Below are 23,264 nucleotides of genomic sequence, written 5' to 3' on the forward strand. Positions count from 1 at the left end.
AAAAAATTAACAACAATTACCGGTAATTGTGTCGAAAATTCCAAGGGATAATCCCTAGGTAATTTCCAGTATTTATTATAGCCACGTCTTTATTTAGCCCTCAAAAATCAACCAACCTGCCAAATAAGCCTCATAAAGACTGCTGGCATTGATATTGCCTAATTTTTGGGCTCTTAGGGCCTTATTTGCGGAAAGCTCTTGCCAGGCACGGACAATGTCTGGGGTCTGGCTTTGTGTCATGTTTTCCCCGTTGCAAAACACCTGTTTTTGCAGACTCAGAATACGAGTTTGCGGACTACAAACGAGTTCGTGAGTAGCAAGTTTTTTGATAAACGCATTGGGATTTAATGGCGCGCCAGGGGCATCGAAGAGGGCTTGTTGTTTAGGCTCTGATAGGTAAGCTGTAATCCCGGGTAAAAATTGGCTCACCCGATCAAGCTTGAGTTCTTTCAATTTGAGTTCAATTTGCTTAATGAGTTCATCGGGTAGTTGCTCGGCACGATCTGTAGCGCCTTGCTTTGGATCTGCAAACTTATTCTCAAGCCCTGGAATATCGTCGAGTGACTCGGCTAGGCGCCAAAGTCCTTCTTGTAGTAATTCTTTAAAACTGGGGGATCTAAATCCAACGGACCAGGTTTGACACCCAGCATCTAAAGCAATGCCATCATGGGCTACATGAGGTGGCAAGTAGAGCATGTCGCCTGGTTCAAGCACCCATTCGTTTTTTGGTTTGAAGTTTTTCAGAATTTTCAAAGGGAGATCGGGGCTAAGGCTCAAATCTTTTTGCTCGGAAATTTTCCATTGCCGTCTCCCCGACATCTGGATTAAGAAAACATCGTATGAGTCAAAGTGAGGTCCGACGCCGCCACCAATGCCAGCGATGCTGATCATTAAGTCATCAAGGCGCGCATCTGGAATAAATCTAAACCAAGAGAGGGTATGTGCGGCAGCAGGGTGGTGTGCCTCCATGCCTTGAAGTAATAAAGTCCAGTTCGGCTTATCGATAGCAGGAATCGCCTTTTTAGAAAACGGCCCCATATCAAAACTCCAGGGCTTGGATTTCACTAGGCGAGACTCGACCATTTCATCTTGGGCAAAAGCAGCAAGTTCTTTTGCAGAAATAGGGCTTGCTAATGACTCTCCCTGTTGTGAGCTCAGGGCAAAAGCAGGGATTGCGCCGCGAACCATTAGAGGCTTTTTATGCCAGTACTGTTTCATAAACTGGTCTGGGCTAATTCCGCCAAATAGGGCCCAAGGCGCATTCAGAGGCAGGTTTTTGGGCGTCCGTGGGGGTTCGTAAGGCTTGCTCAAGTAAAATGAGGTCATAAAGTAAAAGCTAGTTAAAAAATTAATTAAAAACGAATGTCTGACAGATTTAGCGTGAAGATTGAAAAAATACCATCGTATCCCTGCGTTATAAGTTAACCGATGCGCAAAATAATCTCATCGAGGAACCAGATTCTCCGATGGTATACCTGCACGGTGGTTATGAGGGTACTTTCCCAAAAATTGAGACATTGTTAGAAGGTCAGGATATTGGCTATGAAGCCACTATTCAATTGGAGCCTAATGAGGCTTTTGGCGAGTACGATCCTGAACTTCTAAAAATAGAGCCACGTGTACGCTTTCCCGAACCGCTTGAAGTAGGGATGCAGTTTGAGGGCGTACCTGATGCCGAAGAAGGTTCAGATGCGAGCGTTGACACTGATGCCGATGACGAGCCATTGATTTACACGGTGACCGATGTTGCCGATGACAGCCAAGTTGTGTTGGATGGTAACCATCCATTAGCTGGCATGGCATTACGTTTTTGGGTGCAAGTAGAAGATGTGTGCGCTGCTACTGAAGCTGAAATAGAAAACCGTCATCCTGAAGGTGGCGAGAGCTTTACTTTTGGTATGCCAAATGAGGATGACGGCGACGAGGAAGGTGAATTTCCTGGTGGTGCCTTAGGTTCCGGTAATTCAAACCCACGCACGCTGCATTAATTCTTTACTCTTTGAGCCATTCTTTAATGGCATCAAGATCACGCTTCGTATCGCTAGGACCGGCGGCATCTTTTGGTGTGTTGCTCAGTTTAGCTAGCGCGTTTTCTAGTGCAGCAATCTTGGCTTCTTGTTCAATCGTTGCATCGATCAAACCCTTAAGAGCCATAGATACAGGGTCATCCACATTGGGTGTAACGCCGTAAGCTTGAAAATACTCTTTGGCTTTAATGTCGGCACCCTGAGGTAAGTCTGGATGAAGAATGCGCGCAGGTATACCTACTGCTGTAGCGCCCGCTGGAATTTCTTTTAAGACAACCGCATTAGAACCAACGCGAGCTCCGTCGCCGACTGTAAAGCCGCCCAATACTTTTGCGCCCGCACTGACAACTACACCTTTACCAAGAGTGGGGTGACGCTTAACGCCTTTATAAAGCGATGTACCTCCTAAGGTAACGCCTTGGTAGATGGTGCAGTCATCACCAATTTCAGTTGTTTCACCAATCACAATACCTAAGCCGTGATCTAAAAATACGCGACGACCAATCTTTGCGCCCGGATGAATTTCAATCCCGGTAATGAAGCGAGAGAACATCGACAGCAAGCGAGCAAACCACTTCAGGCCAATGCCCCACAAAAAGTGAGAGATACGATGCAGCCAAACAGCATGCAGACCTTGATAGCAGGTGATGACCTCTAGACGATTTCTCGCAGCGGGATCTCTGGCAATGATGGAGTCGACTTGATCGAATAGTGAATTTGACATTGGTTGATTTTAACGGGGAGCGCTTATTTTTTCTGGAGCATCTGTTTTGCAATGCCTCGCAAAAGATCAATCTCTTCTTTATGCAGGCGGGTTCTTGCAAATAATGCCTGCAGGCGAGGCATGAGTTTCTTGGGATTTGCCGGGTCTAAATACCCAATAGCCTCCAGTCCTTCGCGCCAGTGCTCCAGCATGGCGGCAATGGCAGCTGGATCGGCAAAATCCGCCATTTCTTCTCTATTGCCCAATAAACCAGCATTTTCCCCTTTAGAATCGTCTTTTAAGGCCTCTCTAAGGGTGTAGGCGCAAACCATGAGGGCCTGAGCAAGGTTTAGTGATGGATAGGCTGGATTGGCGTCTAACCAGACCCGATGGGTACATAAAGCCAAATGTTCATTATCTAGACCGGTACGCTCAGGGCCAAAAAGTAGGGCAACCTTGCCATTGCCTTGAATGACTTCCCGAATCATGTCTCGGGCTGTTGGCCAATCGAGGGCTGGAGGCCCAAATTCACGATCGCGACTGGTTAAGCCCAGCACCAAGGAGCATCCCTCAACAGCTGACTCAAGGGAGTCAGTTTCTTGGGAGGATTCCAAAATATCAGCAGCACCGCTTGCCAGGGCAATTGCCTCGGATTCTTTAGCAACCCCTTTAATCTTTGGATTAATGAGGTGTAAATCGCCAAAGCCCATGGTTTTAAGGGCTCTTGCAGCAGAACCCGCATTACCGGGGTGGCTGGTTTCCACCAGCACCCAGCGAAGTAATTGGGATTTCTTAGAATTCATGAGCGCATTCAAGGGTCAGGTTAGGGGGGTAAATGGGCTAATCGTTTAGAATCAACCTGTTAGCTTCATATTGTCATGCAGTTTGCAGTAATGCTTGGCAATATTAAAGCCTTGTCCTTATTTAATTTGTCCATCTAATCTATGCATCCCATGTTAAATGTGGCCGTAAAGGCCGCCCGTCGTGCTGGTACCGTGATCAATCGCGCTTCCTTAAATTTGGAGCGCTTACAGGTTGACCGCAAGCAACACAATGATTTCGTAACCGAGGTGGACAAAGCTGCGGAAGCAGCCATTATTGAGACGCTCAGCGAGGCATATCCAACCCATGGATTCCTGGCCGAAGAAACTGGCGAACACAATGTTGATGCAGAAAACGTTTGGATCATCGATCCATTGGATGGCACAACAAACTTCATTCACGGCTTTCCACAATATGCCGTATCTATAGCACTTGCTGTTAATGGTGTAACCCAGCAAGCAGTTGTCTATGATCCAACGCGCGATGAGTTATTCACTGCTACTCGTGGATCGGGTGCTTACTTGGATCGTCGTCGCTTACGTGTTGCTACGCAAGATCGTTTGGCAAATGCATTGATCGGTACAGGCTTTCCTTACCGCGAAGATCAAGACCTAGAAAAATACTTAAAGATATTTGCGGAGATGTCACGTCAGTGCGCAGGTCTTCGTCGTCCAGGCGCTGCTTCATTGGATTTAGTGTACGTAGCAGCGGGTCGTTACGATGGATTCTTTGAAAGCGATTTAAAGCCGTGGGATATGGCAGCAGGCGCTCTATTAATTACTGAGGCAGGTGGCTTAATCGGCAACTATCGCGGTGAAGAAGGATTTTTGAAGAGTGGTGAAGTGATGGCGGCTAACCCACGCATCTTTGCACAGATGGTGCAATGTCTTTCTAAGTACTCAAGCGCCAAGTAAAGACGGCTAAAGAAAGGTCTCTTAAGCCTTAACTAAATCGAGATAGCGTGCGCCATTCTGATCAGTGGCTAGTGCGCTAGCTCTCGGTAATACTGCATCCGGGTGATCCAAGTCCCAGTCTGACAAAACCCAGCGCTGCCATTCCTGTCCCTTTAATGATTCTTGGTGATGGGCTGGTAAGTGGGTGTGTCCATGAATCAATTTTTGGCCATCCATATCGCGCAGAGTCGCTGCGCATGCATCTGTAGTGACATTGGTCTTCATGTGGGCGTCAGCACTTTGTTTGGTGCGCTGATATTGCACATGACTATTGCTACGAAGGTGTTGAGCTGCGGAGCGACGCCAAGTTACCGGTAGGCGTAAGAACAACTTTTGAATCCAAGATTTTCTGACCCAGCCACGAAAGATTTGATATCCCACATCAGCACTGCAAAGTGCATCGCCATGACTTAGGACGTATTTCTCGCTGGCAATTTCAACTGCAGAAGGATCTGGCAATAAAGTCATGCCGGTCTTTTTTAAGAAGGCGTGACCGATTAAAAAGTCACGATTGCCATGCATGTAATACGTTTTGGTCTTAGTGGATAAATTGGCAATTGCACTTTTAACCTCTTGTTGAAAAGGTGAGTGTGCTGCAGCGTCATCGCCAACCCAATATTCAAATAAGTCACCCAAAATAAATACCGCTTCAGCTTTGGGCGCCTCTTTTTCGCAGAAGTCGAAAAAGCGCTGCGCCGTCAAGGGCATTGACGGCGTCAGGTGTATATCGGAGATGAGCAGGGCGCTTGAGTGCTTCGGAATCATTCCTCGAGAACAGTGGCCTTCTCAATTACAACATCTTCTGCAGGTACATTTTGATGAAAGCCGCCAGCACTACCAGTTTTTACTTTGCGAATCGCATCAACAACATCCATGCCATCAGTCACTTTGCCAAATACAGCGTAACCCCAGCCTTGGGCATTTGGGGCAGTGTGATTTAAGAAATCATTGTCATTCACGTTGATAAAGAATTGCGCTGTTGCTGAGTGTGGGTCGCTAGTGCGCGCCATTGCTACTGTGTAACGATCATTTTTTAAACCGTTAGTTGCTTCGTTTTCGATTTCATCGCCTGTTGGCTTTTGTTTCATACCAGCAGTCATGCCGCCGCCTTGAATCATGAAGTTATTAATGACGCGATGAAAGATCGTGCCATCGTAGTGACCACTTTTGACATATTGTAAAAAGTTGGCAACGCTCTTTGGTGTCTTGGCGGCATCCAGGGTTAGGGTGATGTCGCCATGATTGGTTTTAAGAAGTACTTTAGACATTATTTGGATCTACTTTCTGGAAGGTTAGTGGATGAAGTATTGGTTGGGACGTCTTTAGACGGCGTCTTGATTAGATTTAATAGTACTTTTGCCTTATTGGCATATTGACGTTGATTGAGTTGCGCAGACTCAGAGGCATCTTCATAAGCCCGTGCACCAAGACGCACATAGACTTCGCCTAAGTTGGCTGAAGCTACAGCGTAGCTAGGGCGCAGCTTTAAAGCGAGCTCTAGATAATCGCGTGCCTCAATCCATTGGCCTTCATTGGCGGCAATGGCGGCAAGATTGTTATAAGGCTCTGGTAGTTCAGGAAATTGCTGAGTAATTATGATCAAAGTTTTCTTGGCTTGATCGTAGTCTTTCATCTCGATTTGTAAGCGAGCTTTCAGGAACCGTAACTGAACATTCTTTGGTGTCTTCTTTAAGTGGGCGTCTATCAGCTCAATGGCTTCTGGAAATTTGCGTGCCTTAACAAGTTTCTCAACATCAGAAGGGACAGCATTTTTAGTAACTGGGTCTGGTTCGATGATGAGAAAAGATAAAAACGGCAGGGCAACGGTTTCAGATAGCTCTGGATTCGAAGGGTTATAGGGCATATCGGTGGAGAGCTTTTGAGCGTCGCCAGGGTTGCCTGAGCCTAAATAAGGCGAATTTGGCCCACATTTGAGTTCCTGGCTACTGACGGCCTTAATTTCAGCGTCTGCCACCTGCTGCGCAGTCGTACTGCAGCCCATTACTAAGGAAATAGCAAAGGTAGCTAGGGAGAGCTTAAAAAGGTTTGGGCGTGGTGCTGGGAGGGTTACAGGCATAGGGGCAGGGGTATAAAACTGGCTCATTCGATATACTCAGCGCTCAGTCTAACAAATTGGCGCTACTTGCCCCACCTTTATAACCCTATGCTGCAAATCTATAACACCCTCAGTCGCTCAAAACAGGTCTTTAAGCCCATTGAACCGGGCAAGGTAAAGATGTATGTGTGCGGTATGACGGTTTATGACTTTTGCCATATTGGCCATGCAAGGGTAATGATTGTGTTCGATATGGTCGTACGGTGGTTGCGTGCCAGTGGGTATGAAGTGATTTACGTGCGCAATATCACCGATATTGATGACAAGATCATCAATCGTGCCATTGAAAATGGCGAGCCAATTTCTGCGCTAACCAATCGCTTTATTGATGCCATGCATGCTGACTCAGATGAGTTAGGTTTAATGCATCCAGATCAAGAGCCACGCGCTACTGATTACATTAACCAGATGCAAGGCATAATCGGCAAGTTGATTGAAAACGAATTGGCTTACCAAGCAGATGATGGCGACGTGAACTTCGCCGTTCGCTTATTACCAAGATATGGTCAGCTCTCTGGCAAAAGCTTAGATGAGCTCAATGCCGGTGAGCGTGTTGCTATTGTTGGCGGTAAGCGTGATCCCCTGGACTTTGTTCTGTGGAAGAGCGCCAAGCCAGAGGAGCCCGCAGATACTCGTTGGAAATCACCTTGGGGCGAAGGCCGTCCAGGTTGGCATATCGAATGCTCAGCCATGTCTTGCGACCTCTTGGGTGAGCACTTTGATATTCATGGTGGCGGCGCTGATTTACAGTTCCCGCATCATGAGAATGAAATTGCTCAAAGCGAAGGCGCTTTGTATGGTCAAGACCGCAAGGATGACGATGCACCATTTGTAAGTTACTGGATGCATAATGGACACATTCGTGTAAATGAAGAGAAGATGTCCAAGTCGCTTGGAAATTTCTTCTTAATTCGTGATGTACTTAAAAGCTTTGACCCAGAAGTGTTGCGCTTTTTTATACTCAAGGCGCATTACCGGAGTCCTATCAATAATTACAGCGATGCCCAGTTAGAAGAGGCGCGCTCAGGCTTAGCGAGGCTCTATACCGCCTTGGCACAGGCGCCAAATACGCAAGCTGGCAAGCTAGATCCAAATAACCCATGGGCTAAGCGCTTTGCTGATGCCATGAATGATGATTTCAATACCCCTGAGGCAATTGCCGTCCTGTTTGATTTGGCAAGCGAAGTCAATCGAGCGCAAGGCGAAGAAAAGCAAACATTGGCAGGCACCTTGAAGTCTTTAGGGCTGGCCCTGAATTTCCTACAAAGAGACCCAACAGCATTTTTACAAGCAGGCTCCAAAGATCAAGACGGCATTAGCAACGATCAAATTGAAGAGCACATTGCTGCACGTGTGGCCGCCAAGCAAGCAAAAGATTTTGCTAAGGCTGATGCCATTCATAAATCACTTCTCGACCAAGGGGTGGTATTGGAAGATAAACCAGGCGGCATAACAGAATGGCGTAGGGCTTAATGACCGTAGTAAAAGACAAATCAGTAAAAACAGAAAAATCTGAAGCAATTCTTGAAGAAGTCGCCCCTGAATATTGGGAGCAGGCTTGCAAAGAATTGATGAAGCAAGATCGCATTCTCAAAAAACTCATTCCGAAATACGGATCGGGTTTTTTGGTAACACGCGGAGATCCATTTAACACTTTGGCAAGAGCGATTGTGGGACAGCAGATTTCAGTAGCGGCTGCGCAATCTGTTTGGAATAGAGTGGTTGCTGCTAGCAAAAAGAAAGTCACCCCTAAAAACATCCTAGCGCTGACAGTGGAAGAATTACGTGCCGCAGGATTGTCTGGTCGCAAGGTGGAATACATCCGCGATTTAGCCGATCATTTTGATTCTGGTCGATTACACGCCAATCAGTGGAAAGATATGGATGATGAGAGTGTTATCAAGGAATTGAGCTCAATTCGGGGAATTGGCCACTGGACGGCTGAAATGTTCCTCATTTTTAATATGGTTCGCCCTAATATCCTGCCGCTGGACGATGTTGGTCTAATTAAGGCTATTTCCCTCAATTACTTCAGCGGAGAGCCTGTGAGCCGTCATGAGGCCCGTGAGGTGGCAGCAAATTGGGCCCCTTGGCGTACGGTTGCTACCTGGTATATGTGGAGAAGTATCGACCCAATCCCGGTTGAATATTAAAATCAGACTATGAAAATGAAAACGACTTTCCTGGATTTTGAGCAGCAAATCGCCGAATTAGAAACAAAGATCGAAGAGCTGCGTTTTGTGCAAGATGAGTCATCGGTAGATATTTCCGATGAGCTCAAGACGCTTTCTGAAAAGAGTCTGCAGCTAACAAAAGATGTGTACGCGAACTTAACGCCTTGGCAGGTATCTCAAGTAGCACGTCATCCACAAAGACCTTACACATTAGATTATGTAAGCGCTTTGTTTACTGATTTTCACGAACTCCATGGCGATCGCACTTTTGCAGACGATCAATCCATCATTGGCGGGCTAGCCCGTTTTGACAATCAACCTTGCATGGTGATTGGTCATCAAAAGGGCCGCGATACTAAAGAGCGCGCGTTGCGTAACTTTGGCATGAGCCGTCCCGAGGGGTACCGTAAAGCAATGCGCTTAATGCGCCTTGCGGAAAAGTTTGGCATACCAGTATTTACATTCGTTGATACACCTGGCGCATTTCCAGGTATCGATGCAGAAGAGCGCAATCAGTCTGAAGCAATTGGACGCAATCTGTATGTACAAGCAGAACTAGAAGTGCCGATTATCGCCACCATTATTGGTGAAGGTGGTTCCGGCGGCGCCTTAGCAATTGCAATGGGCGATGTTGTGTTGATGCTGCAAAACTCAACATACTCCGTGATCTCACCAGAAGGTTGTGCATCTATCCTCTGGAAGACTGCTGATAAGGCTTCTGAGGCTGCAGAGCAGCTGGGTTTAACAGCTCAACGCATCAAAGCATTGGGCTTGATTGATAAGATCGTGGCCGAACCGATTGGCGGTGCCCATCGTGATTACGAAAGCATGATGAGCAATATGCGTAAAGCACTTGCTGAATCCCTAAAAACCTTTGATGGCATGAAAGTGGATGCATTACTTGAACGTCGTCATGAGCGTTTGATGAGCTATGGCAAGTTCAAGGAAATCACAGCCAAGTCCTAAGTCGGCAAGACGAATTGCGGTCGCCCTGAGTGGCGGCCTTGATTCGGTTGTTTTGCTCGATACGGTTTGCAAAGCGCAAGCCCAAAAACACAATACTGAAATTTACGCTTTTCATATTCATCACGGCTTACAAAAGCAGGCCGATGAAGGGCTCATCTTTTGTGAGAAGCTTTGCAAAAAATATAAGATTCATTTTGATTTTCGTCTTCTCCATTTAGCCGACCCAAGTGAGAAGGGTAATGTCGAGGCAAGAGCAAGAGTGGGGCGCTATGAAGCGTTGGCCGATCTTTGCGAAGAGTACGGCATTGAAGACCTGCTATTAGCGCATCATCAAAATGACCAGGCAGAAACCGTGCTGCTTCAACTGCTGCGTGGCTCTGGTGTTGCAGGCCTGTCTGGCATGCCGAACAGTAGGGCGCTAGAGCATAGCGATAAAAACATTGCCTTATGGCGGCCGCTGCTTGAGCAAAGCAAGTCAGAGCTTGAGGCTTATGCAAAAGAGCGCAAGCTTAAATGGATTGAAGACCCTAGCAATCAGAGTGAAAAATATCGCCGCAATGCGATTCGTAAGCAAGTTATTCCCAGGTTAGAAAAGATTCAACCAGAAGTAATAGCAAATCTTGCGCGTAGCGCAGGCTTGCTAGGCGAAGTACAAACTCTATTGAATCGCTTGGCAGCGCAGGATGGAAAAGCCATTCTCAGTAAAGATCAGCTTAAGGTTGCGCCTCTATTGGTTTTAGCTAATCAAGATTTACCAGCTGCCAATAATCTTCTACGCTATTGGCTCCAATCGCATCAACTTGTCATGCCTTCGAAAGAACGCCTACAAGCATGGTGGCGAGACCTAAGCCAAGCAAAAGCCAGCGCTGAGTTGCAATGGGTGCACGATGATTGCGTTATTCGGCTATGGAGAGGGCTGTTGCAGATTTCAAAGTCCGATGAAGGTGGCACTGGTCGGTGGGTGTTTAAACCTCTATCAAGTTCCAGCAAAAAGCCTGGACTATCAGCGAGCTGGGTCAAAGAAGCGCTCGAAAACAACTTAGTCACCAGCAAAGCTAGATCTGGTTCAGAAAAGCTCCAAATTAAGTCCAACAGCCCCCGTAGAACACTCAAAAATCTCTTTCAGGAGGCTGATGTGCCGCCATGGCAGCGCCAAGCGCCATTGCTGTATATCGATGGCGATTTGATCGCTGTAGCGGGTATTGGGGTGAGTTATCCACACCTAAAAACCGCTGGCAAGCGGGTAGTGCCGGAATGGCTACAAAACCCTGTAAAATAAGCCCTTTTTAGATCCTCAGGGAACAATTTCCCTGTCACAGATTAGTTAAATAGACGGTTTTTATGGCTCTTATCGTTCATAAATATGGTGGCACCTCAATGGGCTCAGTAGAGCGCATTGCCAATGTTGCCAAACGCGTTGCTAAATGGATGCGTGCAGGCCACCAAGTGGTCGTAGTTCCCTCTGCAATGTCGGGCGAAACTAATCGCCTACTTGGCTTGGCAAAAGAAATCAATCCGGAAGCTAATCCACGTGAGCTGGACCAAATTGCTTCTACCGGCGAACAAGTCAGTTCTGGTTTGTTGGCGCTTGCATTAATGCGCGAAGGTATTGATGCGGTTAGCTACGCAGGTTGGCAAGTTACCGTTCATACAGACTCTGCATTTACTAAAGCACGCATCAAAAGCATTGATGACAAAAAGATCTTGGCTGATTTAAATGCTGGTCGTGCCGTAGTGGTAACTGGTTTCCAGGGTGTTGATCCAAATGGCAACATCACGACACTAGGTCGTGGTGGTTCTGATACTTCTGCAGTGGCAATGGCTGCTGCATTAAAAGCAGACGAGTGCTTGATCTATACCGACGTTGATGGTGTTTACACAACCGACCCACGCGTTTGCGAAGATGCACGTCGTTTAGACAAGATTACCTTTGAAGAGATGCTGGAAATGGCCAGCCTTGGATCAAAAGTATTGCAAATTCGCTCTGTTGAGTTTGCTGGTAAGTACAAAGTTAAAACCCGGGTTCTGTCTTCTTTGACAGACCCATTGATGCCCCTTGCTGATGAGATGAGCTCGGGCACCTTGATTACATTTGAAGAGGACAGCACTATGGAAGCCGCAGTTATTTCCAGCATTGCCTTTGCGCGTGATGAAGCGAAGATTACCGTTCTTGGAGTTCCTGATCGTCCAGGCATTGCCTATCAAATTTTGGGTCCGATTGCGGATGCCAATATTGATGTGGACATCATTATTCAGAATCAATCTGTAGAAGGTAAGACCGACTTTACTTTTACAGTGCCATGTGCCGATTACCAAAAGGCCTTGGACATTTTGAAAAATACCGTTCAAGCCCATATCGAAGCAAAAGAGATTTCTGGCGATCCAAAGGTATCTAAGGTTTCAGTAGTTGGCGTAGGCATGCGCTCCCACGTTGGTATCGCTAGCAAAATGTTCCGCACCTTGTCAGAAGAGGGCATCAATATTTTGATGATCTCTACTAGCGAAATCAAGATTTCAGTGGTTATTGATGAGAAATACATGGAGCTGGCTGTCCGTGCCTTGCATAAGGCATTTGAGCTGGACCATAAGTAAAAGGGCAATAAAACCCCTCAGAAGCGGTTATCCGTTAAACTGTTGGGCGCAGTAGCAGTAAAAAGGCAGTAAGAAAGTACGGAGACGTGGCCGAGCTGGTCGAAGGCACTCCCCTGCTAAGGGAGCATCAGGGCTAAAACTCTGATCGGAGGTTCGAATCCTCTCGTCTCCGCCAGTACTTTCAAATGAACCCAGATAATTCGCTGAATTGCTGGGTTTTTTGTTTTCTGGAGCCGGGCTGATCGCAATCATCTTCTCGCCATCATCCAATTCGCAGCCTAAGGATGCTTGGGGTAAAGTTATGTTGATGAACTCAAAAATGAAAACCTTTCTCGCTCTCGTAGCTAGCGTATTTCTTGCCACCTCAGCCTTAGTAGCGGCCGATATACATGTAATTACCTCAGGTGCATTTGCAGAAGCGCTTAAATCCCTGGTGCCTGAGTATGAGAAGCAATCTCCCAATAAAGTCATCATCTCTTATGGCTCTTCGATGGGTAAGGCTCCCGATTCAATTCCTTCGCGATTGGCAAGGGATGAGAAGTTTGACGTACTTATTTTGGCATCTCCATCCTTAGAGGACTTTGTTAAAAGTGGGGCAGTGCAACCAGGAACGCGTGTTGATTTAGTGGCATCTGTAATGGGTGCAGTGGTAAAGGCTGGAGCGCCTAAACCTGACATTAGCACTATGGCCGGACTCAAGTCCGCACTCCTGAATGCAAAATCAGTCGCCTATTCTGCAAGTGCTAGCGGCGTGTACTTGTCGACAGAGTTATTTCCGAAGATGGGTATCTCTGAGCAAATGGATAAAACTGCCAGAAAGATTTATAGCGAACGTGTTGCTTCGGTAGTGGCGAGAGGCGAGGCTGAGCTTGGATTTCAGCAGGTTAGCGAGTTAATTCCCATTCCCGGTGTCGACTTTATTGGCGAGCTTCCGCCTGAGGCTCAAAAGACAGTGTTGTTTTCAGCTGGAATCACCAGTAATGTTTCTAACCTGAATGCCTCCAGAGATTTAATCGCATTCTTGGCTTCGCCTAAAGCGGCCCCTACGATACAAAAAGCTGGACTAAAACCAGTATTGCCCTGGTAGAAACAGCAAGATGATTTATGGAGTGGCGATTGTGCGCCCCTAAATGAAATAAGCCACCCAAGGGTGGCTTATTTTTTGCTGCTTCAAGATTACTTAGAGCCGTTGACAGCCTGCATATAACCTTGGATATATTGAGGTGGCACATACAGTTCAGTCTTCACTCCGGACTTAGAAGAGACGGTAACAATAAAACCTTTGCTTTGACGATCTTTCAAGAATGCTTCAGTTAAAGAGATAGAAAGTACCCCTCTAAAAATGCAGCCTCTTTGCAGCCTCTTTCGCCACAGGCGCCAGCTTCTCTGCCAACTACTTTAAATGCATTGGCAGGGGATCCTTCTTGGGATGCCGAATCGTAATAACGCCATTGTGAAAAATACGTTAACTGGGCAACGAGTTCATAAGACTTAACACCTTGCTTTGATTGTTCTGCCTTTAGGCCAAACATTTCATAGGTGTTGGCTTCATCCATGGTGTTGATTGGAGGGCCTTGAAAGGTTTTTCCGCCAGTGATGGCGTTCGGAGTAATGATGGTTGAGTGATACACATCATTGATTTCCCAACCGCTAATTTTTTTGTCGTTGTGATTGCATGCGATCAAGGCAGTGCTTACCGCCAACAAAAGAACAATTCGACAGATGATTCGTCGCATATAAAACTCCTAAAGAATCACCAAATCATACTATCCCTTGCTTGGGAGCCCGCTTTTAGTGCTTAGACGTATTTGCCGGTAAGGCCGCCATCTACAACCAGCTCAGTGCCTGTGACATAAGCGGCAGCATCGGAGACTAGAAAGGCGCAGGCATAGGCGATATCCCAGGCTGATCCTGAGCGGCCTAGGGGCACCTGACGATCGCGCGCTGCACGAGCCCCTCATCCAGGTTGTTTTCAGCGAACATCTTGGCTACCGTATGGGCAATGCGAGGGGTATCGATGAGTCCAGGGACTACCGTATTGGCCCGGATACCTTTATCTGCGTATTGTTGGACAATCATGCGAATAAATTGTGTATTAGCTGCTTTGGTGACGCTATAGGCAAGATGGGGGTATCCCAAATATCGCATCCCAGCTACTGAAGAAATAGCAATGACGTTGCCTTTGCCACGTGCAGCCATTTCAGGCAAGACTTCTTGCGCTGCTAACAATAAGCTCCGCACATTGACTTTGTGAATGCGATCAAAATCGTCTGCACTGGTTTCCATTGGGTCACCAACTTTACCAATGCCAACATTGTGGCGCAGAACATCGATTGGACCAAAATGTTTACGCGCTTCACTAAACAGTCGCTTAACATCTTCTTCTTCAGAAACATCGCCAATAAAAGTATGGGCAATGCCACCTTCATCTTGGATGATCTTGGTGGTTTCTTCTGCAGAAGCTGCATCTCTATCGACTACGCAAACCTTGGCGCCTAAGCGGGCGTAGGTCACGCAAGAGGCGCGGCCAATACTCCAGCCAGGCCCGGCTGATCCGCCACCAGAAACAAAGATCACGCGATCCGATAGGTCTGTTGGTAGTCCTGCTGGCAGTGAAGTTGAGTTCATTTACTGACTTAAGCCCACTGTCATGCCGCTACAGACATAAACCACCTGACCGGTAGTAAATCCAGCTCGACTATCGAGTAAGGACGCAACTAGATGCGCTACTTCCTCAGGTTGCCCAATGCGACCAAGTGGAACGCTATCTAAGATGCGTTGAGTAGCAGGTGTGCCAGGTGGGTTAGCACTCTGAAATAATTCTGTAGCAATAGGGCCTGGGCCAATAGCATTTACGGTAATGCCATCTGAAGCCAACTCCAGTGCAAGGGTTCGGGTTAATCCAAGCAAGCCCGCTTTAGTGGTGGCATAGACAATACGTTCTTCCTTGCCTAAGGCTGCGCGACTGGCGATATTCACAATGCGTCCAAAATGAGCGGTTCTCATAGTGGGCAGTAGGGCTTGTACGCAAATAATGGCTGCTGCTAAATTGACATTCATTACAGCGTGAAGATCATCAGTAGTTGTTTTATCAATATTGGCAGGGCGCACAATGCCAGCGTTATTGACTAAGCGTGTGATATTGAATTTAGCGACGGCATCAGAAAGCGCGGAGCGTAAGTTTTTTCCTTGGATACATCGACCTGAAAATAACTTTCATCAGCAGCAAGCACTAAAGGCGGAGCTTTATCAAAGTTAATGACATGCATGCCATCGGCCATTAGTCGCTCAACAATAGCGCGTCCAATCCCACGGCTGCCGCCGGTAACTAGAACCGCTTCCTTGGTTTTAGAGTTGCTCTGACTGCTCATCATTAGCCAATCTTATTGGCGCCGTCAACAAATGGAATGGCATGCTCAACGGTATCCCAAATAAATCTTCCAGACGGACTTTGTTGTTCTTCAACAATGTGTGCAACCAAGCCGGCAGATCTGGAGATGACCGCAAAGCCACGCATCACAGCTGTTGGGATACCAATTTCGCCCAAGAGTGCTGCTACAGCACCTGCGGCGTTAATGGTGATCGGGCGGCCAGCAACCTCATCCACTGCTTTAGATAGCGTCTCCAGCGCTCGGATATGGTCGCCCTTGAGTTCTTTTTCAGCGCGGCCCATATCTAATAACTTGTAAGCACGCGGATCTACTGGCTTATGCAGGTGATGACCAAAGCCTGGAACCGCCGCCTTAATGCTCTTGTAGTGTTGGGCAATCGAGAGTGCTTCTGCGTATTGATCTTTGGCTGCAATGATGCGATCAAGTAGCGCGGAGCAGTTTTCCATCGTGCCAATGAATGAACTGCCAACAGCAAGCAAGCCTGCTGATACTGCGCCTTGTAGATTTTCGGGAGCGGTCATGTAGATCAGGCGGGTTGCAACGGCGCTGGGCGTTAAGCCATGCTCCATCAGCACAATTAATACAACATCCGTAATGCGAATATCAACACCACGAGGCTCTCTACCAAGAATCTGCATCAGCATGACTTCGGTAAACGTTTTCTTACCCATCAGATCTTCCACTAAATCTGCATCACGGTAATGCAGGCTAGTGAGGGTATGTGTACAGAGTCCGGTAATCGGAGTTTTTTATCAGTCATGTTGTACTTATGAAGTTGGTGTTTGAAGTTTTTGGATTACAGCGCTCTTGATTGTTATTAATCCTGTTGGCTAATGCTGCTGATGGAGATTACTCAGCCTTAGCACCGGATTCTTTAACAACTTCACGCCAACGTTTCACTGCGGCATTTTCAAAAGCAGCCATCCTTTCTGGTGTACCAGGTTCAGGCATTGCAGCCAATTCTTGCATACGCTGACGTACTTCAGGCGAATTTAGTGCTTTATTTAAGGCTGAATTTAAATGCATGATGATTGTCTTAGGGGCGCCTGCTGGCGCAACCAATGCAAACCAAGACTGCGCATCAAAACCTGGGTAGCTAGATTCTGCAATTGTAGGAACGTCTGGAAGGAATGGAGAACGTTGAGCGCTAGTGACTGCAATCGGACGAAGCTTGCCTGCCTTGATATGGGGTAGGGCAGATGGTGCGTTGTCGAACATGGACTCTACTTGGCCGCCAAGTATTTATAACACCAAAGCTCACTAGGCGCGCACTTGCCGCTTAACTGACGACCTTCTATTTCCCCTGTTCCTTTTTGGCTCTATCGGCCTAGGTGTAATTCCTATATTACTAAACTTCACAACTTCAGTGGTATAGTGTGGGGACTGGGAGATGAAATGAAGAAACAGATACCGAAAACGCATCAAGCCTTGGAGTGGGTAGGTAAAGGCATGACTGCAGCTCAAGCAGCTAGAAAGTTGGAGATTTCAGAATCCAGTGTTTATGCCGCTCTTAGAAAGACGAGAGCAAGAGAAGTGGGTTGTTGTCCAACGTGTGGTCACAAAATAAGGAACTAAGATGAAAAAGACTCTATTAGCAGCCGTATCAATCTCCGTTGCTGCGTTTGCTTACGCAAATACAAAGCCGTCAGATTCTTCTGAGTTGGTAAATCAGCAGTGCAAGATTTCTGCTGAAGCGGTATCTACCTTGAAGGGATTGCGCTACGGTAATACGTCAATTAGAAAAGATGTATCTAGTCTGATCAATACGCACTTAAAGACCCAAGAGAACCGTGAGGTAGCGCAAAAGGCTTTGAATCTGATGGTAGATGACAAATCAACAGATGTGGCAACTTTGGAAGGCAAGTATTGCTCCTAAAGCAATGCTAAGTTAGCTCAAGGTGTCTTATGCCGCTCAGTGTCCTAATTGTGGAAACGCGCGGGCATTGTTTAATCAGTGCCCGCATTGCGGTTCTGAGCAAATACCGATTCTGAGTTCAGATACTGTTGAAATCAATATCAAGCAGGATGGGGCCATACGTAGAAGAAGCCTTAGAGCGGCTGACGGACTATTTACGCAAGTCTATCGAGGTTGGGGTTAAGGCCATAGTTCTGATTCATGGATATGGATCAAGCGGAGAGGGTGGCCGCATTAAGTGGGCCATCCATGATGCGCTTGAAAATAATCGATATTCCGATCGGGTCGAGGAGTATTACTTTGGAGAAAGTGTGCCTTTTGGAAGCGCCGCTTATCATGCGCTTTTGAAAAGAAGGCCAAGCCTGAAGCGTTACCTCCAGCGCTTTAAAGAAGGGAATGCTGGTATGACAGTGCTATTGCTAGGTTCTAAGGCAAGAAGTGCTTAGAATAAGCTGGTATACATCAGGAAATCATTTATATGACAAGTAAGAAGCTAGAGCATGCGCACGCACCTGAGGCTGCTACAACTGGAGCAGACCAGCTCATTGGGGAATTTAAAGCGCTGATGGCTGATGCAGAAGCTTTGATTCATGCTACTGAGGGTCAGCACGAGGGCGTCATAGGCTCAATTCGAGCCAAGGCGCTTGAAACCTTGGCAGGCGCGAAGGAGGGTCTTTCTGGTGTAGAAGATCAATTAGCAGAAAAGGCAAAGGCTGCTGCACAAGGTGCAGATGACTTTGTGCATCGCAAACCTTGGGAGGCAGTTGGCGTTGCTGCAGGTCTTGGTTTGTTGATTGGCCTTTTTATTAGACGTAAGTAATTCAATATGACTCAAGAAAATCTACTGACTTCAATTAAGGGGTTGGCTGCAACAGGCGCCTCTATTGCGCAAACGCGTTTAGAGCTTTTATCGGTCGATGTACAAATTAAATTGCTAGAAGTACATTTATTAGTTTGCTAGTGATGATTGTCAGTGCCTTATTCTTTTTATTCTTTGGTCTGGTTATGTTGGCCCTGTTTATTGTGATTTATAGCTGGGAAACAGATCGCATGATGGCGCTTGCCTTACTAACGGGTGCGTTTCTATCTATTGGTTGCATTCTGGCGTTATTGATCATGCAATCCTTGCGTAAAAGATGCCAAGACTATTTGAAGCTTCCATTGCAGAGCCCTCTAAAGATCGCGAAGAGCTCACAAATGAGTTCTAAATTAAAGGCCCTTGAACAGCCTGGGCCATGCCCTCATGCATGGCCCAGGCTGGGCGGGAGCGTAAAGAATTTGCTGAACATTTTGAACCTTGGGAGAAGCCGCTCTCATGGGCGGATAAGGGTGTAGACGCTTATCATTTCTTGCAAACCAACCCTATTTTGTGGACCGGTGCACATTTGCGGCGTTAGCGCATTACAAGCCCAAGTTAGCCAGCAAGGTTCTTGCAGTAGGCTGGGGCACTGTAAAACTATTTAAGAGTGTCAAAAAGCTGGTCTAGGCAATAGAAGGATTAGCTAACCAAAACCGATTTGTTGGTAATTCCGTTTTGAGAGAGCAGGGCGCTGCCGTTCAGTGCAGAGATTTCTAATAGAGTGCTAGCGCCGCATACTGCAAAACCAGCGCTACGCACTAATTTATCGGCCGCAATAAGCGTTCCTCCCGTAGCCAAGACATCATCTAGCAACAAAACTTTTGCATGCTTTGGAAGGCTGGACTGCTGAAACTCCAGTGAGTCAGAGCCATACTCCAATCCATAAGATTCGCGATGACTTGCTAGCGGCAATTTATTAGGCTTTCTAGCCAAAACTAAACCTTTGTGGGTGTGATGCGCTAGGGCGGAGCCAAAGATAAAACCACGAGATTCGATGCCTAGGATGTGGGTTGTAATCAAACCCTTGGCCAGAACCTCCAATTGCGCAATAGCCTCTCTGAAAGCGGCTGGATGCGCCAATAATGGGGAGATGTCCCTAAACAGAATTCCGGGTTTCGGAAAGTCGGGCACTCCAGGTAGATAATCTAGTAAATTCATTAATAGCGGCGATGGAGTTATAGGGCTTTGGGTTTATGAATCTACTAATTATCGCGGCATTGGAGTCTGAACTCAAGCGTGAAGCCCTGCCTGCAGGGATAGAGATCGTCTATTCAGGAATCGGCAAAATCAATGCGACATTAACTACGGTTAAGGCAATCCACCAATTCGCTCCAAAACAGATTTTGAACTTTGGTACTGCCGGCAAGGTCAATCCATCTTTGCATGGATTGCTATCGATTGCAAAAGTGATTCAGCGAGATATGCACACAGAGCCTTTGGCACCCCGTGGCATGACGCCATTTTGCGAAAGACCTCATGAATATCACTCTAGCGGTAAATATCTTTGTGGATCTGGTGGCAGTTTCGTCACTGCGCATGATCCCTGGCTGCATAGTCAGGGTGTAGACGTAGTAGATATGGAATTATTTGCAATTGCAGCTTCTGCCCATCATCACGATATTCCATGGACTGCATACAAATACATTGCTGATGATGCAAATGAAAACTCAGGCAACGATTGGCAAGAAAAGGTCAATCATGGCCAAGATCTCTTTTTGCAAGAATTAAAGCAAGTTCTCGGTTAAGAAGCCTACGCTCATCATGAACTCTGAAAAACCTTGGCTTAAAAATTACCCTGCCGGTGTCCCTGCTGGCATTGGCCCCTTGCCATATGATTCATTGGCGGAATTTTTAGATGAGTGTTTTAACCGCTTTGGAAATCGCAAGGCCGTTGAGTCAATGGGAAAGTTCTTTTCCTATAGTCAGATCGATCGGCTATCCAAAGACTTTGCCGCCTATCTGCAGACCTTAGGTCTAAAGAAGGGCGCACGTGTTGCTCTGATGTATCCGAATGTTGTGGAGTATGTCATTGCCATGATTGGGACCCTGCGCGCTGGTTACGTAGTGGTTAACGTCAATCCGCTTTACACGGCAAGAGAGTTAGAGCTGCAAATTAACGATAGTGGCGCATCGGCCTTGGTGCTGATGGAAAATTTTGCTGCGACCTATCAACAAATTCCCACTCAGCCATCAATTCAGCGTGTAATTGTTAGCAGCCCAGGTGAGCTGCTTGGAATGAAGGGGCATCTCATTAATCGGGTTGCTCGCAATATCAAAAAAATGATCCCGCCCTGGGATTTTCCTCATATTGCTTTTAAGGAAGCTTTGCAGATTGGTAGTGGTCATGCATTTGATAAGCCTCAGATTGGCTTAGACGACATTGCCTTTTTGCAATACACCGGTGGTACTACGGGCGTATCCAAGGGGGCAGTACTGTTACACCGAAATATCCTTTCTAATGTGATGCAAATTGAGTCTTGGCTCACTCCCGGCCCGGCCTTAAGCACCAACGCGATGAGCAGCTGGTCTTTTTGTGCGCCTTACCCCTAACTTATATTTTTGCGTTAACAGCATGTGCCTTTTTAGGCATTGCTAAAGGCGGCCTTTTAATCTTAGTGGCCAATCCTAGGGACATCACAGGCTTTATCAAAATGTTGATGAAGCATCCCAAGATTCATATTTTCCCAGGCGTAAACACTTTGTTCCATGCCTTAATTCATCGTCCTGAATTTAAGCAGGTCAAGCTACCCAATTTACTCGTCACGATTGGCGGCGGAATGGCCGTTCATCAGAAAACTGCCGACCACTGGCAAGCTATTACAGGCGTGCCGATCACACAAGGTTACGGCCTTTCAGAAACATCCCCAGTGTTTGCGTTAATAGCCCCGCTTGAGAAACATTTCACAGGCCACATTGGCTCGCCAGTTCCAGGAACAGATGTCGTCATTCTGGATGATGACGAGGTGGTATTGCCGCATGGAACGCCCGGAGAGATTTGTATTAAAGGCCCGCAGGTCATGGCAGGCTACTGGAATAAGCCTGAAGAAACGCATCACTGCATGACGGCTGATGGCTACTTTAAGTCCGGTGACATTGGCCTCATAACCTCCGAGGGGTATGTACAAATTGTTGACCGCAAAAAAGACATGATTGTGGTTGCGGGATTTAAGGTATTTCCGAATGATGTCGAGGATGCAATGGTGCAGATGCCAGGCATTAAAGAATGCGCAGTGATCGGTGCACCGCATCGCAAGTTAGGCGAGATTGTGAAGGCGTTTGTAGTGAGATCCGATTATCACATTACTGAGGCGGATGTTTTGCAGTACTGCAAAGAGCATCTCACCAGCTACAAGCGCCCCAGAAACGTCATCTTCGTGCATGATCTGCCCAAATCAAATGTTGGGAAGATCCTTAGGCGCGAACTCAGAAATCTCTGAGCAAAAACAATCACTTTCTTGGCGTTTTACCCACCATCTTTGCGGCTCTCAAGAAATCAAAGTCGACGCCTTGGTCGGCTTGGGTAACCGTATCTAAGAACAGCTTCTTGTAGCCGCGTTCAGCAGTTGGTGAAGTGATTGGATTGTCTTTCATACGCTGAGCCAGCTCAGCGTATGAAATTAATAAGCTAATCTCACGATTCTTTACGCTTAGACGAATGCGATCACCATTGCGCACTTGAGCCAGTGGACCGCCAATAGCGGATTCTGGTGTGACATGCAAAACAATCGTTCCGAACGCAGCGCCACTCATGCGGCCATCGGAGATACGCACGATATCTTTCACGCCAGCGCGTGCTAATTTCATCGGAATAGGAATGTATCCTGCCTCAGGCATGCCTGGCGCACCCTTAGGACCAATATTTTTTAAGACCAAGATATCTTCTGCATAGACATCTAAGTCAGGACTATCAATTCGGTTGGCAAGGTCGGCGGCATCTTCAAAGACCACAGCGCGACCCTCATGCTCCATGAGCTTTTCGTTGGCGGCAGATTGTTTAATGATGGCGCCACCTGGGGCTAGATTGCCATGAAGTACGGCAATGCTGCCGCGCGGATAAATGGGTTTATCAAAAGGCCGCACGACAGCTTGTTTAAAGTTAGGAGCTGCTGCATCAATTTCTTCACCAAGCGTTCTGCCAGAGACTGTCATGGCATTCAGCTTGAGAAGTGGCTTAAGTTCACGCAGTAGGGTGGTCTCATGCCGCCAGCATCATGGAAGTTTTCCATGCAATGATCGCCAGACGGCTTGAGATCAACCAATACAGGAGTCTCATCTCCCATTTTGTCTAAGGCATCTAAAGCAATTTCAAGACCCATGCGTCCAGCGATAGCAGCCAAGTGCACAATGCCATTTGTAGAGCCGCCAATAGTGAGCAATACGCGCATTGCATTTTCAAATGCATCTGCTGTTAGGACTTTATCAATGGTTAAACCTTCCTTGGCCATCTTGACTGCACAAGTACCGGTTTCTTCGGCAACGCGAATGCGGTCAGCAGTAACAGCGGGAGGCGTTGCGCCACCAGGCACCCATACCCAAGGCTTCAGAGATACAGGCCATGGTGCTGGCTGTGCCCATGACAGAGCAGGTTCCTGCGCTGGCAACCAGTTGATCATTCACTTCATCTTTTTCAACTTCGTCGATTTCACCAGCGCGGAATTTGCCCCAGCAACGACGGCAGTCAGTACATGCACCAACGCGCTCACTACGATGAGAGCCGGTCAACATGAAGCCGGTAATCCAGCAGA

The 23,264-nt window shown here is 47.1% G+C and carries 24 protein-coding genes, 1 tRNA gene and 6 pseudogenes; 17 read left to right on the top strand and 14 right to left on the bottom strand.

What is annotated here, in order from left to right:
* Nucleotides 1-93: 93 nt before the first annotated feature.
* Nucleotides 94-1,188: a cupin domain-containing protein gene (locus DXE27_RS07450; RefSeq protein ID WP_231969737.1), complete on the bottom strand. Its 1,095-nt coding sequence runs from the start codon at nt 1,186-1,188 to the stop codon at nt 94-96.
* Between the two features lie 212 nt (nt 1,189-1,400).
* Between DXE27_RS07450 and DXE27_RS07455 the strand changes: the two genes are divergently transcribed.
* Nucleotides 1,401-1,988 (top strand): FKBP-type peptidyl-prolyl cis-trans isomerase, encoded by a 588-nt coding sequence (locus tag DXE27_RS07455; RefSeq protein WP_128113486.1) that lies wholly within the window; start codon nt 1,401-1,403, stop codon nt 1,986-1,988.
* A 4-nt stretch (nt 1,989-1,992) separates the two neighbouring features.
* Here DXE27_RS07455 and cysE read toward each other — a convergent pair whose 3' ends face one another.
* Both cysE and DXE27_RS07465 read right to left on the bottom strand, forming a co-directional pair.
* Nucleotides 1,993-2,751 (bottom strand): serine O-acetyltransferase, encoded by a 759-nt coding sequence (gene cysE / locus DXE27_RS07460; RefSeq protein ID WP_128113487.1) that lies wholly within the window; start codon nt 2,749-2,751, stop codon nt 1,993-1,995.
* Between the two features lie 23 nt (nt 2,752-2,774).
* Entirely contained in the window at nt 2,775-3,533 is a 759-nt protein-coding gene (locus tag DXE27_RS07465) for an RNA methyltransferase (protein WP_128113488.1), read from the bottom strand.
* A 141-nt stretch (nt 3,534-3,674) separates the two neighbouring features.
* Between DXE27_RS07465 and DXE27_RS07470 the strand changes: the two genes are divergently transcribed.
* Nucleotides 3,675-4,466, top strand: a complete 792-nt coding sequence (locus DXE27_RS07470; RefSeq protein WP_128113489.1) for an inositol monophosphatase family protein — start codon at nt 3,675-3,677, stop codon at nt 4,464-4,466.
* Between the two features lie 21 nt (nt 4,467-4,487).
* Here DXE27_RS07470 and DXE27_RS07475 read toward each other — a convergent pair whose 3' ends face one another.
* Genes DXE27_RS07475 through DXE27_RS07485 form a run of 3 tightly spaced genes read right to left on the bottom strand, consistent with a single transcriptional unit; the run spans nt 4,488 to nt 6,582 of the window.
* Nucleotides 4,488-5,270: a UDP-2,3-diacylglucosamine diphosphatase gene (locus DXE27_RS07475; RefSeq protein WP_128113490.1), complete on the bottom strand. Its 783-nt coding sequence runs from the start codon at nt 5,268-5,270 to the stop codon at nt 4,488-4,490.
* Entirely contained in the window at nt 5,267-5,773 is a 507-nt protein-coding gene (locus tag DXE27_RS07480; RefSeq protein WP_128113491.1) for a peptidylprolyl isomerase, read from the bottom strand. Before DXE27_RS07480 ends, DXE27_RS07475 begins: the two co-directional genes overlap by 4 nt.
* Nucleotides 5,773-6,582 carry a tetratricopeptide repeat protein gene (locus DXE27_RS07485; protein ID WP_128113737.1) on the bottom strand — a complete coding sequence of 270 codons (810 nt, stop codon included), beginning with the start codon at nt 6,580-6,582 and terminating at the stop codon, nt 5,773-5,775. The genes DXE27_RS07480 and DXE27_RS07485 overlap by 1 nt, the downstream gene beginning before the upstream one ends.
* Before the next feature lie 87 nt (nt 6,583-6,669).
* Between DXE27_RS07485 and cysS the strand changes: the two genes are divergently transcribed.
* From cysS to DXE27_RS07520, 7 genes are all read left to right on the top strand, one after another.
* Nucleotides 6,670-8,094: a cysteine--tRNA ligase gene (cysS, locus tag DXE27_RS07490; protein WP_128113492.1), complete on the top strand. Its 1,425-nt coding sequence runs from the start codon at nt 6,670-6,672 to the stop codon at nt 8,092-8,094.
* A complete protein-coding gene (locus tag DXE27_RS07495) occupies nt 8,094-8,774 on the top strand; it encodes a DNA-3-methyladenine glycosylase family protein (RefSeq protein ID WP_128113493.1) in 681 nt (226 codons plus the stop codon). The genes cysS and DXE27_RS07495 overlap by 1 nt, the downstream gene beginning before the upstream one ends.
* A gap of 15 nt (nt 8,775-8,789) precedes the next feature.
* Nucleotides 8,790-9,761 carry an acetyl-CoA carboxylase carboxyltransferase subunit alpha gene (locus DXE27_RS07500; protein WP_128113494.1) on the top strand — a complete coding sequence of 324 codons (972 nt, stop codon included), beginning with the start codon at nt 8,790-8,792 and terminating at the stop codon, nt 9,759-9,761.
* Nucleotides 9,727-11,040 carry a tRNA lysidine(34) synthetase TilS gene (gene tilS / locus DXE27_RS07505; protein ID WP_128113495.1) on the top strand — a complete coding sequence of 438 codons (1,314 nt, stop codon included), beginning with the start codon at nt 9,727-9,729 and terminating at the stop codon, nt 11,038-11,040. Before DXE27_RS07500 ends, tilS begins: the two co-directional genes overlap by 35 nt.
* Nucleotides 11,041-11,102: 62 nt before the next feature.
* Entirely contained in the window at nt 11,103-12,353 is a 1,251-nt protein-coding gene (locus DXE27_RS07510; RefSeq protein ID WP_128113496.1) for an aspartate kinase, read from the top strand.
* Nucleotides 12,354-12,433: 80 nt separating this feature from the next.
* Nucleotides 12,434-12,528: transfer RNA gene (locus tag DXE27_RS07515), tRNA-Ser, on the top strand.
* Between the two features lie 144 nt (nt 12,529-12,672).
* A complete protein-coding gene (locus tag DXE27_RS07520) occupies nt 12,673-13,440 on the top strand; it encodes a substrate-binding domain-containing protein (RefSeq protein WP_231969739.1) in 768 nt (255 codons plus the stop codon).
* Between the two features lie 89 nt (nt 13,441-13,529).
* On the opposite strand, the gene DXE27_RS10105 is transcribed toward DXE27_RS07520, so the two are convergent.
* From DXE27_RS10105 to DXE27_RS07545, 6 genes and pseudogenes are all read right to left on the bottom strand, one after another.
* On the bottom strand, nt 13,530-13,655 hold the full coding sequence (locus DXE27_RS10105; protein ID WP_269459812.1) for a hypothetical protein: 126 nt from the start codon (nt 13,653-13,655) through the stop codon (nt 13,530-13,532).
* An 11-nt stretch (nt 13,656-13,666) separates the two neighbouring features.
* Nucleotides 13,667-14,089, bottom strand: a complete 423-nt coding sequence (locus DXE27_RS07525) for a hypothetical protein (protein ID WP_128113498.1) — start codon at nt 14,087-14,089, stop codon at nt 13,667-13,669.
* A 62-nt stretch (nt 14,090-14,151) separates the two neighbouring features.
* Nucleotides 14,152-14,981, bottom strand: a pseudogene (locus tag DXE27_RS07530) (SDR family NAD(P)-dependent oxidoreductase).
* A pseudogene (locus DXE27_RS07535) lies at nt 14,982-15,727 on the bottom strand (SDR family NAD(P)-dependent oxidoreductase). It abuts the pseudogene before it with no gap.
* Nucleotides 15,727-16,485, bottom strand: a complete 759-nt coding sequence (locus DXE27_RS07540; RefSeq protein WP_128113499.1) for a citryl-CoA lyase — start codon at nt 16,483-16,485, stop codon at nt 15,727-15,729. Before DXE27_RS07540 ends, DXE27_RS07535 begins: the two are co-directional and overlap by 1 nt.
* A 109-nt stretch (nt 16,486-16,594) precedes the next feature.
* A pseudogene (locus tag DXE27_RS07545) lies at nt 16,595-16,987 on the bottom strand (Bug family tripartite tricarboxylate transporter substrate binding protein); the annotation flags it as partial.
* 334 nt (nt 16,988-17,321) lie between these two features.
* Here DXE27_RS07545 and DXE27_RS07550 point away from each other — a divergent pair.
* The 6 genes and pseudogenes from DXE27_RS07550 to DXE27_RS09850 all read left to right on the top strand — a co-directional run bounded on the left by DXE27_RS07550 (nt 17,322) and on the right by DXE27_RS09850 (nt 19,057).
* Nucleotides 17,322-17,621: a hypothetical protein gene (locus tag DXE27_RS07550; protein WP_128113501.1), complete on the top strand. Its 300-nt coding sequence runs from the start codon at nt 17,322-17,324 to the stop codon at nt 17,619-17,621.
* A gap of 149 nt (nt 17,622-17,770) precedes the next feature.
* The gene (locus DXE27_RS07555; RefSeq protein ID WP_231969740.1) at nt 17,771-18,106 is read left to right on the top strand and encodes a Smr/MutS family protein; all 336 of its coding nucleotides are present in this window, start codon (nt 17,771-17,773) and stop codon (nt 18,104-18,106) included.
* A 32-nt stretch (nt 18,107-18,138) separates the two neighbouring features.
* A complete protein-coding gene (locus DXE27_RS07560) occupies nt 18,139-18,480 on the top strand; it encodes an ElaB/YgaM/YqjD family protein (protein WP_128113502.1) in 342 nt (113 codons plus the stop codon).
* Between the two features lie 6 nt (nt 18,481-18,486).
* Nucleotides 18,487-18,621: a phage holin family protein gene (locus tag DXE27_RS10110; protein ID WP_269459813.1), complete on the top strand. Its 135-nt coding sequence runs from the start codon at nt 18,487-18,489 to the stop codon at nt 18,619-18,621.
* A gap of 2 nt (nt 18,622-18,623) precedes the next feature.
* A pseudogene (locus DXE27_RS10305) lies at nt 18,624-18,734 on the top strand (phage holin family protein); the annotation flags it as partial.
* A 161-nt stretch (nt 18,735-18,895) separates the two neighbouring features.
* Nucleotides 18,896-19,057: a YqjK family protein gene (locus DXE27_RS09850; protein WP_231969741.1), complete on the top strand. Its 162-nt coding sequence runs from the start codon at nt 18,896-18,898 to the stop codon at nt 19,055-19,057.
* Nucleotides 19,058-19,158: 101 nt separating this feature from the next.
* Here the strand turns inward: DXE27_RS09850 and DXE27_RS07575 are convergent, their stop codons facing one another.
* A complete protein-coding gene (locus tag DXE27_RS07575) occupies nt 19,159-19,677 on the bottom strand; it encodes an adenine phosphoribosyltransferase (RefSeq protein WP_128113503.1) in 519 nt (172 codons plus the stop codon).
* Nucleotides 19,678-19,712: 35 nt separating this feature from the next.
* On the opposite strand from DXE27_RS07575, the gene DXE27_RS07580 reads away from it, so the two are divergent.
* Nucleotides 19,713-20,264: a phosphorylase family protein gene (locus DXE27_RS07580; RefSeq protein ID WP_128113504.1), complete on the top strand. Its 552-nt coding sequence runs from the start codon at nt 19,713-19,715 to the stop codon at nt 20,262-20,264.
* Between the two features lie 16 nt (nt 20,265-20,280).
* A pseudogene (locus DXE27_RS07585) lies at nt 20,281-21,956 on the top strand (AMP-binding protein).
* Nucleotides 21,957-21,966: 10 nt separating this feature from the next.
* Here DXE27_RS07585 and DXE27_RS07590 read toward each other — a convergent pair.
* Nucleotides 21,967-23,256, bottom strand: a pseudogene (locus DXE27_RS07590) (dihydroxy-acid dehydratase); the annotation flags it as partial.
* Nucleotides 23,257-23,264: the final 8 nt, after the last annotated feature.

The sequence above is a fragment of the Polynucleobacter necessarius genome, from assembly GCF_900096755.1.
GTDB classification, from domain to species: domain Bacteria; phylum Pseudomonadota; class Gammaproteobacteria; order Burkholderiales; family Burkholderiaceae; genus Polynucleobacter; species Polynucleobacter necessarius_K.